The 14,674-nt window shown below is 43.4% G+C and carries 12 protein-coding genes and 1 pseudogene; all 13 read right to left on the bottom strand.

Annotated features, from left to right (window positions below; all coding sequences use genetic code 11):
- The coding region (locus tag E7204_RS00115) for a glycosyltransferase family 9 protein (protein WP_295180411.1) at positions 1–887 on the bottom strand (887 nt) is incomplete at its 3' end.
- The gene (locus E7204_RS00110; RefSeq protein ID WP_295180409.1) at positions 874–1,404 is read right to left on the bottom strand and encodes an HAD family hydrolase; all 531 of its coding nucleotides are present in this window, start codon (positions 1,402–1,404) and stop codon (positions 874–876) included. The genes E7204_RS00110 and E7204_RS00115, both read right to left, overlap by 14 nt.
- 36 nt (positions 1,405–1,440) lie before the next feature.
- On the bottom strand, positions 1,441–2,406 hold the full coding sequence (gene rfaD, locus E7204_RS00105; RefSeq protein WP_021842427.1) for an ADP-glyceromanno-heptose 6-epimerase: 966 nt from the start codon (positions 2,404–2,406) through the stop codon (positions 1,441–1,443).
- On the bottom strand, positions 2,403–3,890 hold the full coding sequence (gene rfaE1 / locus E7204_RS00100; protein WP_295180406.1) for a D-glycero-beta-D-manno-heptose-7-phosphate kinase: 1,488 nt from the start codon (positions 3,888–3,890) through the stop codon (positions 2,403–2,405). The genes rfaD and rfaE1 overlap by 4 nt, the downstream gene beginning before the upstream one ends.
- Positions 3,880–4,464: a D-sedoheptulose 7-phosphate isomerase gene (gmhA, locus tag E7204_RS00095; protein WP_295180404.1), complete on the bottom strand. Its 585-nt coding sequence runs from the start codon at positions 4,462–4,464 to the stop codon at positions 3,880–3,882. The genes rfaE1 and gmhA overlap by 11 nt, the downstream gene beginning before the upstream one ends.
- Positions 4,465–4,555: 91 nt before the next feature.
- Positions 4,556–5,485, bottom strand: a complete 930-nt coding sequence (locus tag E7204_RS00090; protein WP_295180402.1) for a membrane dipeptidase — start codon at positions 5,483–5,485, stop codon at positions 4,556–4,558.
- The gene (gene nrdR, locus E7204_RS00085; RefSeq protein WP_295180400.1) at positions 5,482–5,946 is read right to left on the bottom strand and encodes a transcriptional regulator NrdR; all 465 of its coding nucleotides are present in this window, start codon (positions 5,944–5,946) and stop codon (positions 5,482–5,484) included. The genes E7204_RS00090 and nrdR overlap by 4 nt, the downstream gene beginning before the upstream one ends.
- A 9-nt stretch (positions 5,947–5,955) precedes the next feature.
- Positions 5,956–6,873, bottom strand: coding sequence for a DUF535 family protein (locus E7204_RS00080; protein WP_295180398.1), 918 nt, complete (start codon positions 6,871–6,873; stop codon positions 5,956–5,958).
- Positions 6,874–7,230: 357 nt separating this feature from the next.
- Positions 7,231–10,677 carry a pyruvate carboxylase gene (locus E7204_RS00075; RefSeq protein WP_295180395.1) on the bottom strand — a complete coding sequence of 1,149 codons (3,447 nt, stop codon included), beginning with the start codon at positions 10,675–10,677 and terminating at the stop codon, positions 7,231–7,233.
- A 107-nt stretch (positions 10,678–10,784) separates the two neighbouring features.
- Positions 10,785–11,477 carry a hypothetical protein gene (locus E7204_RS00070; RefSeq protein WP_127058939.1) on the bottom strand — a complete coding sequence of 231 codons (693 nt, stop codon included), beginning with the start codon at positions 11,475–11,477 and terminating at the stop codon, positions 10,785–10,787.
- Positions 11,478–11,483: 6 nt separating this feature from the next.
- Positions 11,484–12,764 carry a M18 family aminopeptidase gene (locus tag E7204_RS00065; protein ID WP_295180391.1) on the bottom strand — a complete coding sequence of 427 codons (1,281 nt, stop codon included), beginning with the start codon at positions 12,762–12,764 and terminating at the stop codon, positions 11,484–11,486.
- A gap of 141 nt (positions 12,765–12,905) precedes the next feature.
- A pseudogene (locus E7204_RS00060) lies at positions 12,906–14,300 on the bottom strand (anion permease).
- Between the two features lie 138 nt (positions 14,301–14,438).
- Positions 14,439–14,674: P-loop NTPase (locus tag E7204_RS00055; RefSeq protein ID WP_295180389.1), on the bottom strand; the 236-nt coding region annotated here is incomplete at its 5' end.

Below are 14,674 nucleotides of genomic sequence, written 5' to 3'. Positions count from 1 at the left end.
TCGCCGCCATAAGGACCGGTTCGTTCCGGCGATGTGGTGCCGTATAAACCGATAAGCGGGCGTTTTAGCGCATTGGCAATATGTAACGGACCCGTATCGGCACTGACATACAATTTACAGCGACGTATTAATTCAATTAATTCTTCCAGTGAAGTTTGCCCTGTCATATTTATGACATACGGACTATCTACGCCGTTTTGAATTTCATCCGCTTTTTCCTTATCCGAAGGCGCCCCCACGAGTACCACATATTGTTTTTGGTCTACTAAGCGCTTGCAAAGGTCGGTAAAGTGCGGGATTGGCCATTCTTTAACAATCCACCGGGCCCCCGGCGCTACAACTACATAGTCCGCACCGTGCGGCATGCCTTGAGCCCGTAATTTAGCCTCACAGGAATTGGCCGCTTTTTCCGATTCATTCATGGGAAATTCGATGGCATCCACAGTACCGCCTAAAGCCCGTACCGTATCTAAATAACGCTCAATGACATGGCCGTATTTATTGGGCCCTACCAAGGCTTTATTGACAAGCTTACTGCCTTCACGCAGTTCCCAATAGCCGTACTTCTCTTTGGCACCGGATAAAAACGAAACGATGGCGCTTTTTGCCAAACACTGCAAATCCAGGCACATATCAAAATTTCGTTCGTGTAAGATACGGCGCAAAGTCCATAAATATGAAATTGATTTCAATTTCTTTTTATCAATAAACAAAACTTCATCAAGCCATGGTTTGCCCGGCAAAGGACCGCCGAATTGTTCATGCACTGCCCAGGTAATATGCGCATTCGGCCAATTCTTACGAATCGCATATAAGGTGGGCAACGCATGAATCACATCGCCAAGCGAACTCATTTTAACAATTAGTATACGTTTATACTCCTTCATGGGTCTGTCCTTTCTGCTTGGCTTCTAAAATAGGGGCTAAAAATTCATACAAATCGGTGCCTTCAAAAAGGTACCCTTCTATACCGGCCGCTTCAGCCGCCGTCACATCGGACGGTTTATCGCCCACTAAAAAACTGTTTTCCTTATCAATATCATAGTCCTTCATAGCTTGTAATAACATGCCCGGTTTTGGTTTACGACAATCACAGTCTTTAGTGTACGCCGCTACCGTTCCCTTTACATGATGGGGACAATAATAAAATGCAAGGATGGGCGCCTTTACCTTGGTCAACTCTTCGTTGATGTAGGCATGTAGGCGCTCCATATCTGCTACTGTGTAGTAACCCCTGGCAATACCGCTTTGATTGGTGACGACGATTAAATCATAACCGGCCTGCACGGCCGCAGCTAACGCTTTCGGTGCGCCCGGTACAAACTGAAAATCGTCAATGCGATATAAATAGTTTACATCTACATTGATAACGCCGTCCCTATCTAAAAACAATACTTTGCGCATGGGCTTCTCCTTAACAAACTCAATTAACGGATATAATTAACGAACATAACCTTCGTTATGATCTAATAATTCACAATATTCGGCTACCGCATCTTCCAATTTAGTAAAGCCTTTATCGTAACCGGCGGCCATCAATTTAGTGGTGTCCGCTTCCGTAAAACTCTGATATTTACCTTTTAATACTTCAGGGAACGGAATATAGCGTAAGTTGCCGGAGCCGTTATAATCGATAACAGCCTGCATGAAGCGATTGAAGCTTTTCGCTTCGCCCGTACCGCAGTTAAAAATACCGCTGATTTCCGGATGTTCCCAGAAGAAGAAGTTTACATTGACTACATCTTTGACATAGATAAAGTCGCGTAACTGCCCGCCGTTTTCATAACCGTCGGTACCTTCGAACAAAGTAATTTCACCGGTTTCGCGAAGTTTGTAGAACATCTGCCGTACTAAAGACGCCATATTACCCTTATGGTTTTCATTCGGTCCGAATACGTTAAAATAGCGTAAACCTACTACTTGGGATTGTAAGTCTTTTTCAAAACGACGCACATAACGGTCGAAGAATAATTTAGAATACGCATACGGATTCAACGCTTCTTCGCATTCCGGTTTTTCGGTAAAACCTTTTTTACCATGACCATAGGTAGACGCAGACGATGCATAAATGAACGGCACACGACGTTCCTGGCAATAGTGGAACAAATTTTTGGTGCCTTCAAAGTTATTGTGCATCATGTAACGGCCATCATAATTCATCGTGTCCGCACAAGCCCCTTCATGGAACACCACTTCAATCGGCCCCACATCAAAGGTATTCGTAGCTACCGCATCATCGAAGTCGATGCAATCTACGTAATCATAATAATCGAGCATCTGCAAATTACGGATTTTGCTGCCGTCTGTTAAATCGTCGACGATCAAAATATCGTTGCGACCGCGTTCGTTAAGTTGTTTAACGATATTACTGCCGATAAAACCGGCGCCGCCTGTAACTATAATCATAATAATCCCTCCTGCACTAAGGACTTAATCTTTTCTATAATCCCCGTCGTGGAATAGCCGTTTTTAAACGGTAAAATCATCACTTTATCAACGTATTCACGGCCGATAACGTCTTCCGGCTTATAATCGCCGCCTTTAACCAAAATATTGGGGCGCAACGCACTTAATAATTCAGCGGGCGTGTCTTCTTCAAAGACAACGACGCCATCCACAAACCCCAAAGCACCCATGAGTTCGGCTCGGGAACTTTCAGAGTTAATGGGACGAGCCACCCCTTTAAGGCGTTTCACCGACGCATCGGAATTAAGGCCCACAATCAAATGGTCTCCCAACCGAGCCGCATCACGCAAATAGGATAAATGGCCGCTATGAAGAATGTCAAAACAACCATTCGTAAATACAACGGTATGACCTTCATTCTGCCACTGACGAATTTTAGCTGCCATTTCCTCACGACTGTAACCGATAATCGGGTCCGCCTGGCGTTGGCGTTGACGAATAGTAGCCCACAAATCCAAGAGTTCCTGGCGATGAATCGGATAGGTACCAACTTTGGACACAACAACGCCGGCCGCCGCATTCGCTACATGTAATGTACCGCGCACCGTAAGCCCCGCCGCCATAGCCGTAATAATCATGGCCACTACCGTATCACCGGCGCCACTCACATCAAATACATCCTGCTGCGTCGCCGGATTATGCCAAATCTGACCCTGACGACTCACAATAGTAATCCCTTTAGCAGAACGTGTAGCCACCACATAATCAAAATCAACAGCATCAAGCGTTTCTTTCGCCGCTTCAACGATGGCTTCATCCGTGTTTGCTAAATTTCTACCGATGTATTCGCTTAATTCTTTTACATTCGGCGTAATAAACGTGGCACCACTATATTTAGACCAATCATTGCCCTTTGGATCAACGATGGTTTTTATACCTTTAGCTTTGGCGATTTTTAAAACTTCCCCCAGAACGGCCGTCGTACATACGCCCTTGCCGTAGTCAGAAATAACGATGCCGTCAAGTCCATGTTCAGCCAACTCTTTAATCCAAGCCAACAGGAATTCTGTTTCTTTCGCATTCACCGGTTCCGGCTCTTCAAAATCGAGGCGCATCATTTGCTGACGACCGCCGAGGATTCGCATTTTAGTCGTAGTCTGACGGGACGGCTCACGCATAATACCGGAATGATTGATATTTTCTACTTCCAATAAATCGGTCAATAATTTACCATGCGTATCTTCACCGGCTACACCGCCCAAGAACACCTGACAATCAAGATTTGCCAAATTGGATGCTACGTTAGCAGCTCCACCCAAGACTTCACGCACATCGGTGACGCGGTTAACGGGCACCGGCGCTTCCGGCGAAATACGACTCACATCACCGAATACATAGCGATCTACCATTATATCGCCGATAACGGCAATGCGTAACTTAGGCAATTTATTATTCAAAAACTCGGTAATTGTTTTACTTATCATATTCTTCTTCCACCAGCTCACAAATAATATGGCCTACCATAATATGCATTTCCTGGATACGTGCCGTTACTTTTGAAGGTACGGCAAAGGTAATATCGCAAATATCTTTAAGTTTGCCACCGCCTTCACCGGTAAACGCAATCGTGTGCATACCCGTATCACGTGCTTTTAACGCCGCTTTTACCACATTGGCACTATTACCTGAAGTGGAGATACCGATTAACACATCACCGGAACGACCAAGCCCCTCAACCTGACGGGCAAATACTTCGTCATAGCCGTAATCATTAGCTACGGCTGTCAAAATCGATGTATCGGTTGTTAAAGCGATACTTGCCAACGAACGACGTTCTTTTTGAAAACGACCGATCAATTCAGCTGCCAAATGTTGCGCATCCGCAGCCGAACCGCCATTGCCACAAAATAAAACTTTATTACCCGCTTTTAACGCCTCTTTGCAACGCTCTGCCATTAGCTGAATTACATCCATTTGTTCCATTGTCTTGCCGAACACATCCAAATGGTCTGTAAAACGCTCCGCAATAATAGGATTCAAATCTCCTTGAAATTCCATATAGCCTCCTAAAAACTATGTTAATAATGCGCTGTCCATTTTTAAAATGCATATTGCATTTATATTAAACGGCTTCATAGAGCCATATAAATTACAATATAGTCTGTAATAAACGTTCCGCATTGTCGTTAAATATTTTATCCGTATCGCGCTCACTGAGGCCCGCTTTACGGAAAGCATCGTATAAGCGCATCATGTCACCGGCATCTTCAATTTCCGTATCCGGTCTGATGCCGTCAAAATCCGTGCCTAACGCTACTACATCACTGCCCCCTACATTACGAATATAAAGGCCGTGACGCACAATATCTTCGATTAAGCTGATGCGGGATGTGCCTAAAAAGGACTGTGCAAAGTTAAGCCCGATGATACCGCCTTTATTGGCAATGAGACGAATTTGATCATCCGTTAAATTACGTCGATGATTCGTCAATGCTCGCGCATTGGAGTGAGAAGCAATAAATGGTTTCGTTAAGATTTCACCAAGCTGATACGTACCCGTATCGTTTAAATGGGAACAATCCACTATCATCCCTAATTCTTCCATATATTGTACAAACTCAATCCCCTTCGGGGTCAAACCTTTGCCTTCATACTTTTCGCCGTTAGGATAGGATAAAACGTTCGGGAAATTCCAGCTAATCGTAATGAGACGCACACCGTCATCATAGGCTTTTTTCAAGCGCTGTAAGTCGCCTTCAAAAACGCCCCCTTCTTCAACGGATAATAAGGCGCTTATTTTTCCGGCTTCACGGGCCGCTTTAAACTCTTCATAGGACCGTACATGAACAATATCGTTCTTATACTTTTCCATTTCTGCCATAAACAATTGGCGCATAGCTTCATAGCGGGCATAAGGATCTTTTTCCTGATCGAGCTCTACAAAGAGAGCAAAATCTTGTAAATGATAACCACCCTTTTTTAATTTTGCTATGTCTATTTTCCACGGATTCTGCCCCAAGTCGCCCCTATCGGGTTCATCGATGAGCATCATTATGGTATCACAATGTAAATCTATCATTTAGTATCCTCATGTTCGCGCAAATCCTTCAATACGGCCACAAAGGCTTGTACGTCTTCAAAATTACGATATACGGAGGCGAAGCGAACATAGGCTACTTCGTCGATATTTTTCAATTCCGCTAAAACCAAATCACCGATTTCAGAGGATTTAATTTCCTGCTGCGAGCGATTGCGAATCGTGTCTTCTACATTTTTTACAACATTTTCCAATGTTTCGCGGGGAATATTACGCTTGTTACAAGAGCGCAAAATACCGTTCAACAATTTGCTGCGGTCAAACATTTCATAACTGCCGCTCGATTTGATGACCATAATCGGCACATCTTCGATAACTTCATACGTCGTAAAACGGCGTCCGCAAGACAAACATTCACGGCGCCGACGGATGCTGTTATCATCATCGGTAGCACGCGAATCGGTTACTTTATTTTCAGTATGTTTACAGTAAGGACATCTCATGAGTTCACCTCATTTCTTTAAATATGTTTTGCTGTTCTCAGCAATCTCGTCGATAAAACGATCCAGCATTTCATAACGTTTGCGATACATATTGCGTTTATGCGTCTTGGCCGTTTCGTAAGTCTTACGTTCTTCCGCTAAAGGAATCCGATAGAACTTTTTATCTTCGGCACAAGGTGTACCGCCCAATTCATTCCAGAAGGGATCAAACTGTACTTTTTTAGAGCGATTGATACGAATCAAATGACTGTTGGTATAAAAACCTTCGTCGGAAATAGCGTATAAGGAGTTAATCCCCATTTGCGTTGCCAATTGACGCATTAAGAAGAACATAAAATTCTTAGGTCGATAACTGAACATTTTCTTCGTAATCTGTTTTGCCTTATCAAGACCGTTTTTGTGACCCTGAATAGTACCGATCCAAATACAAGGTTCACCGTTAAAACCATGACCCAAGCGGAAGTTGATATGGTAAATACTTTCCCCTTCATACATGAGGAATAAACTTAAAAAGCTTTCCTTACGCTGACCTGTATGGAACCAAAGCTGTGCTTTTAAATCGAGTTCTTCGTTTTGCCAAATCACTACAGCATGGCTCTCATCGGGATTATACATCTCCGTAATGGCTTCTTGTGTGAAATAGTCCGGAAGCATGTCAAAGTGATCTTTAATCGCTGCCAAACGCTCTTTAGCCGATGAATTTTTAAATAAAAATACGCGATTAATTACTTCATAAATACCTTCGTGTTTGTCGAGCAAATTAGGTAAAGGCTGATAGCTGTCGAAATACTCGATAAGTTCCTTCAACTGCTTGCGATTCTTATAAGAGCGACCTACAAACAAAGTAATGCGTCGCTTCTCGCGCCAAGATCTATAGCCGTAAATAGAGCGTCCCAACGCCCATTGTTTCTTCCCATATGAAAACATACCTTCACTCCTTAATCGTTTAAGATAAATTCTTTTGAAATAATTACCGTTGAGGTATTAACTATATTAATATCTGAAATTTATCTTGTAGTTAATCCTATTTGAACTTTCAACATATTGTATCTGAATGTCATATAAAAACTCTCTATATGCTAAAGGGTTTCTAATTTATTGTAACACGAAATGACGAAAAGGACTATCAAAGTCAATGTATATGGGCTTAATTTGTGAAAATAACCTTCGCAACCGCCCCAATTTTGCCATTTTTTGATAATTTACTTAATACATACAAAAAACCGACCTTCTCAAATGAGAAGGTCGGTTTAAAGTCATGCACTTTTAACAAGCATTATGTTATTAAGAGTTGGAACGGTCCTGAATCTTGAGCAAGCAGTCGCCGCTTTCGATTCGGCTGCCTTCACGAACATAGACTTCCCCAACGATACCATCGATTGGCGATGTAATCGTCGTTTCCATCTTCATGGCTTCGGTTACGATGAGCGGTTCGCCCTTCAAGACGCTTTGACCTGTCTTAACGATAACCTTAACAACGGAACCGGACAAGGTTGCACCAACTTCACCAGGTTGAGTTTTGTCAACTTTATGACGAACAACACCAGTAGTTTTAACATGTTTGTCACGAATCTTAATATCACGAGGCTGACCATTGAATTCAAAGCTTACAATACGATTACCGTCTTCATCCACTTCGCTGACATGAATCAATTTGATAATGAGCATTTTACCTTTTTCAATGGTTACGTGAATGGATTCACCACGGCGCATGCCGAAGAAGAAGGTTGGTGTATCCAATACGGAAATATCGTCATAATCGCTGTTGAATTCAACATAATCGCTGTAAACTTTAGGATACAAGCAGTATGCGATTACGTCTTCATCAGTTGCCGGCGAACCTAAATCAACCAAGTGTTTACGTACATCTTCAAAATCAACCGGTTCTAAGTAAGCGCCCGGACGACCTTTAAGTTGCTGTTTGCCCTTCAAAATAATCTTCTGTAATTTCTTAGGGAAACCTTGGTATGGTACGCCTAAATAACCTTGGAAGAATTCAACTACGGATTGAGGGAAATCAAGAGTTTCGCCTTTATCGTAGATGTCTTGTTCCGTAAGATCATTTTGAACCATGAATAAAGTCATATCACCAACTACTTTAGAGGATGGCGTTACTTTGATGATATCGCCAAACATCATGCTTACCTGATGATATACTTTTTTAACTTCATCCCAACGTTCACCGAGACCTACACTCTTAGCCTGTTGCTGCAAGTTGGAGAACTGGCCGCCTGGCATTTCATGCTGGTACACTTCAGTGCTTGGATATGGATTTGTTTTATCAACGCCTTTGTAGTATGGACGAATGGATGCAAAGTAATGAGACATCTGTTCCATATAATCCGCATTCATTTCAGGCTGACGGTCATGACCGGACAAACCATAATACAAGGAGTTCATACTTGGCTGGCTGGTGCCGTTGGCAAATGCCGAGTATGCTACGTCAACTACGTCAACGCCCGCATCAATAGCACGGCCATAGGTATAAATCGCATTGCCTGCCCCTTCATGAGTATGTAAGTGGATTGGCAAATCAACAGCATCTTTCAATGCAGATACCAAGTTGTAAGCGGCTTGCGGTTTCAAAAGACCGGCCATATCTTTGATGGCGATAATGTTGGCACCGGCTTTTGCTACTTCTTTAGCCATGCTTACATAGTAATCTAAGTTGTATTTTGTACGGCTTGCATCGAGAATATCGCCGGTGTAGCACAAGGATACTTCGGCAATCTTATTCTGATTACGAACTTCGTCGATAGCTACATGCATATTATCGAGGCTGTTCAAGCTGTCGAATACGCGGAATACATCGACACCGTTATCGGCTGCCAATTTAATGAATTGACGTACTACATTATCAGGATAGCTGGTATAGCCTACCGCATTGGCACCGCGAAGTAACATCTGTAACAATACATTCGGAACTTGTTTGCGGAACATGCGTAAGCGTTCCCATGGATCTTCATGCAAGAAACGATAGGCTACGTCGAAGGTAGCGCCGCCCCAGCATTCCAAGGAGAACAAGTTGGATACACCGCGGGCCGCTTCGCCGGCTACACGCGCCATATCAACGGTACGTAAGCGAGTGGCAAACAAGGACTGATGCGCATCACGCCAAGTTGTATCGGTGAAGAATACCTGTTTTTGTTCACTTAACCATTTGGAGAAACCTTCAGGTCCCAATTCGTCAAATTTCTGTTTGGTACCTGCCGGTGGTTGACCCGGAAGCAAAGCCGGCATCTGAATCGGTTCAAAATCAGGTACTTCCTGATGGCCAAGGCCCTGGTAACCGTTAACAGTTACATCGGCGATGTAACGCAACATCTTAGTACCACGGTCACGAACTTGTTTGAAAATAAACAATTCAGGATGTTCGTCAATGAAGTTAACATTGCAAGTACCGGACATGAATTCAGGACTTTCCAATACATTGATTAAGAAGTGAATGTTCGTTTTGACACCACGAATACGGAATTCGCGCAAACAACGAAGCATTTTCATAATGGATTCTTCAGGAGTTAGAGCCCAGGAAGAAGCTTTTACCAATAAAGAATCATAGTATGGCGTAATTACGGAGCCGGTGAAAGCGTTACCGCCGTCGAGACGAATACCGAAACCGCCACTGGAACGATAGGCTACCAATTTACCGGTATCAGGCATGAAGTTATTGCTTGGATCTTCAGTGGTGATACGACACTGAATAGCTTGACCGTTACATTCAATATCTTCCTGTGCAGGGATGCCTACTTCTTTATCGAATAAAGAATAGCCTTCCGCTACACGAATTTGAGTTTTTACAATATCAATACCGGTGATTAATTCAGTAATAGTATGTTCTACCTGAATACGAGGGTTTACTTCGATGAAGTAGAAATTGCCGTCATTGGTAACTAGGAATTCGACGGTACCGGCACCCACGTATTTAACGTTTTTCATAATTTGAACGGCTGCATCACAGATACGTTGACGTGTTTCCATAGGCAATGCGAAAGCAGGTGCCATTTCAACAACTTTCTGGTGACGACGCTGTACGGAGCAGTCACGTTCATATAAATGAACTACATTGCCATGAGCATCGCCCATGATCTGTACTTCAATATGTTTAGGTTCAACGATTAATTTTTCAACATATACATCATCATCGCCAAAGGCCATTTTCGCTTCGGATTTGGCGCGATCATAGGCTTCACGAAGTTCACCCATAGATTCAACGGCACGCATACCGCGACCGCCGCCGCCGTTAACGGCTTTAATCATCAATGGGAAACCGTGAGTTTTGGCAAACTCTTCAAGTTCTTCAAAATTGTTAAGAGGTCCGTCACTCCCCGGAATCATAGGAATGCCGGCTAATTTAGCCTGAATACGGGCGTTTACCTTGTCCCCGAACATTTCCAAATGTTCCAGACGAGGTCCGATGAATGTGATACCTTCTTCTTCGCATCGTTTGGCAAAACGGGCATTCTCTGCCAAGAAGCCGTAGCCCGGATGGATGGCATCTACATCATGTTCATGAGCGATACGAATGATATCTTCGATATCCAAATACGCATCGACCGGTTTTTTACCGCGTCCTACTAAGTACGCTTCATCCGCTTGATTACGATGTAAAGAAAGCGAATCTTCTTTTGAGTAAATTGCTATTGTGCGAATTCCCATTTCGTTACACGCACGGAAAACACGGATAGCAATCTCACCTCGGTTGGCAACCAACACAGATTTAATTTCTTTCATGAGACTTCCTCCTCAACTTGTTACCTCTCTACATTGTAGGAGCATTCCCAAAGGAATACAACCTTTATTCACCATGTATACACAATACATACATGAGATAACCATAATTAGTATGTCACTAAAAGCCCGATAAAATATAACGCTTCCAGCCACATAACTACGCCCATAAGACGTTTAAACCAAAAAATACCTGTCCGATAATTTGGCTGTGTCACCAATTTAGCCAGTCGTTCCAAACGATTGGTGAGCCAAAATACAGGAATTAAATAGCCTATAATAAATGAAATAATCATCACCGATGCCAATTTCCAGCCCGCTACGGCAATCGTAGCCACGAGCCAGATGTAAATCGGCAAACGATCATAACGCCACGAGAGGCCAACCAACAGACCCTGTTTTACAATAGCCAGAGTACGGCCTATCGGCGTGCGGGCTCTTTCAATGCGTCGTTCATCGCGCCCTTTAAGCGGCGCCGGATGAATAAAGGCAATCCACTCAAACGCTTGCAGCGACATGGCTACGAGCAAGACGCCCCAAATCACATAGGAGCTGCCGCCAATACTGGTAGGGCCTAAAATGCGCGAACCGATGACACCGACCACAATGATGGATGCGGTCATGCCAATGGCAAAATAAATACGCTTATATATATGTCCCGCCAAGCGCGGCAAAATCGTGGCCACCGTTTCCGGCACCAGCGACATGCCAAAGCCGGCCAGGAAAATTAACACGATTAACGTGAGCTTACCATAGGAAGTGCCTAGAACGTCCGTGATAAGCATTGTATACTCAGTCAGCATAAATACCTACCTTAAAAACGCCTTCATTAAATTATCCAACGCTTCCTGGTCATCAGCCCCCATGGTTTCGCGCGCCGAATGCATAGCCAGAATCGGTACGCCCACATCCATAGTACGCATAGCCAACATGGCGGACGTAATGGATCCTACCGTAGAACCGCCCGGAATATTCGAGCGATTTACATATATCTGATACGGAATAGAATCGTTTTCACACAAAGCCTTTACCGTGGCAATAGCCCATGCATCACCGGCATAGGATTGACTGGATGCCATTTTTAAAACAACACCCTTATTCAAAATAGGATAATTGGTAATGTCATTTTTTTCAGGATAGTTCGGATGATAACCGTGAGCCACATCGGCGGAAATCATAAAGCCCGCCGCTACATCGGCATAGCATTCCGCTTTCGTATGACCGGTCGCCATATAAATACGCTCTACCAATTGCGATAAAATTGTAGACGCTCCGCCCTGTTTGGTACGACTGCCCACTTCTTCATTGTCGAATAACACAACCATTCGAAGCCCTTCAGCGTCCGTTGCTTTAGCTTCAAAAATGCCTTCCAGGCAAGCTACACAGGACGTAAGATTATCGATGCGTGGCGAGCTGATAAATTCATCATAGCGGCCAAAGGTTGTGCCCCCTTCTACCGGATAAAGCGTCAATTCATAGGACAAAATATCCTCAGCCGGTCGTTTTACAAGCTCGCTTAAAAATTCACGCCACTCACGGTCGGTATCAATCTTATCATTACACATCATGAAAAGCGGCAACATATGCTTTTGCTTATCAAGTGCCACCCCTTCATTAATTTGACGATTCATATGAATAGCCAAATTAGGGATTGTCAAAAGCGGTCTTGCCACATCCACATAGTGAACGTCAGGCCGGAAAGGATCGTCCGTACGTGTCACTACCGCACCGGCCATAGATAAAGGACGATCAAGCCAAGTGTTTAATATCAGCCCCCCGTAAGTCTCCACATTAAGCTCACCATAGCCTTTGGTATCTACCAACGGATTTGGCTTAATACGAATAGCCGGAAAATCCGTATGGGCCGAAGCAATGCGCATAGAATGGCGAAGATTCGATCCGATATGGAAGGCCACCAACGTGGAGTCATAGACCTTTACAAAGTAGTCCCCTTCACCGAGAGCCCAAACGTCTTCAAGGAATAATTCCGTAAAGCCTTTAGCCTTCAGCTCATTGGCACCGGTCTTCACCGTATGATACGGGGAGGTACTATTATCTATAAAATCTAACAATCGTGCTACTGTATCCATAGTACACCTCATTTTGTTTAATTACACTAGATATTATAACACAATTGAGGATAAAACAAAAAAGAGAAAGCCTGCCGCGCAAAGGACAGTGCTTTCTCTTCTTAGGTTGGATATTATTCTATGAAATATATTAAAAATTTATTACCAAAGGCCCAAGACTTTCCACCACATGGAACCGACACCGAGCCAAATAACAAGGTTGACAACAGAAGCAATGAAACCTAAGCGCCACCAAGTATTCTGCGGCACATAGCCCGAGTTAAACAAGATTGGTGAAGGACCGGCTGCATAGTGAGTAAGGGACATACATAAGTTGGAGAAGAATGCGAACGCAAGCATTGCCAAGTACGGAGGTGTGCCGGCGCTGATAGCAACCGCTACAAACACTACATACATAGCCGTAATATGTACGGTAAGACTTGCGAACAAGTAATGGGAATAGGTGTAAATCAAAATCAAAATCAAAATCATGAATGCCATGATCCATTCAATACCGGCTACTTGGTCGCCGACGATTTTGGCAAACCAAGGAATAAAACCTAATTTATTCAATTGAGATGCTAAGGCCATCATAGTGCCCATCCAGATCAAAGTATCCCAGCCGCCTTTTTCTTCCGTTACATCGGACCAGGTTAACACTTTAGTAACGAGGAGAATACTTACGCCCAATAATGCAACAGTAGTTGCGTTAAGGCCGGTAAATTGACCGGTAGCCCACAAAACAAGAGATAAAATAAATACGCCGAGCATTACTTTTTCAGCGAAACTCATAGAGCCGAGTTCTTTTAATTCCTTAGCAATATGAGCTTAAATTTCACGAGTGTCTTTTAATTCCGGCGGATAAATAAAGTATAAAATCAACGGCATAACAATCAAGGCCACTAAGCCCGGAACGATGGCGGCAATAGCCCAGTCGCCCCAAGTAATGGTGTAACCGAAAGAAGCAGCGATTAAAGAAGCAACCAAGGTATTACCGGCCATGGAAGTCATAAACATAGCGGATGTAATGGTATTGCCTTGATAAATTGTTTGAATCAAGTAAGCACCGATTTTACGAGCTGTATCGCCCGGTTCGGAACCGAAAGCCGATGCCAACGATTTAGTAATCGGATAAATAACCCCGCCAGCACGAGCCGTATTGGATGGTGTAGCCGGCGATAAAATTAAATCACTGACAACAAGAGCATACGATAATTTCAAAGAGTTACTGCCTACCGCTGTAATCATAGTGTAAGCAATACGTTTACCCAAGCCGGTTTTGATAAAACCGCGGGAGAATAAGAAAGCAGCTACGATTAACCAAATAGCTGTATTGGCAAAACCGGCTAAGCCTTCGCCAATTTTTAAAGTGTTGGTTACAGCCGAAATGACAATACTGATAATCGATAAGGCCCCGATTGGCAGTGGCTGCAAAATGAATCCTAAAATTGTACCGGCAAAAATAGCAAATAAGTGCCACGCTTGCGGTTTAAGACCTTCCGGTACCGGCATAAACCAGATGATGACACCTACCAAGATGGGAATAATCCATGACATATACTTTTTCACGTAATGTTCCTCCCTTTCCCTTTTAACAACTTTGTTACTTGAATAATATCCTACATATAAAAAACACAGGCTACTCCCTTTTCTATAAAGAAAATAAGCAGCCTGTGTTTAATACCTTATGTAATGCTATTGAGGTAATTCTACAGATTCTAAGTTCGTTTGTTCAATGTCTTCTAACTTGCCGGCATCACAAAGAGCTGCTACGTTTGGATCAATTGGTAAACGACCTAACAATAATAAATTATAACGTTCAAGTACATCATCAATATGACTGTCACCGAAAATCTTGTAATCTTTGCCGTTATCCGGGCAATGGAAATACGAGAAGTTTTCTACAACCCCGATAATCGGAATTTGCATGA

The sequence above is a fragment of the Veillonella sp. genome (genome assembly GCF_015058545.1).
Taxonomy (GTDB): Bacteria; Bacillota; Negativicutes; order Veillonellales; family Veillonellaceae; genus Veillonella_A.
This window is presented reverse-complemented; position numbering and strand designations above follow the sequence as displayed.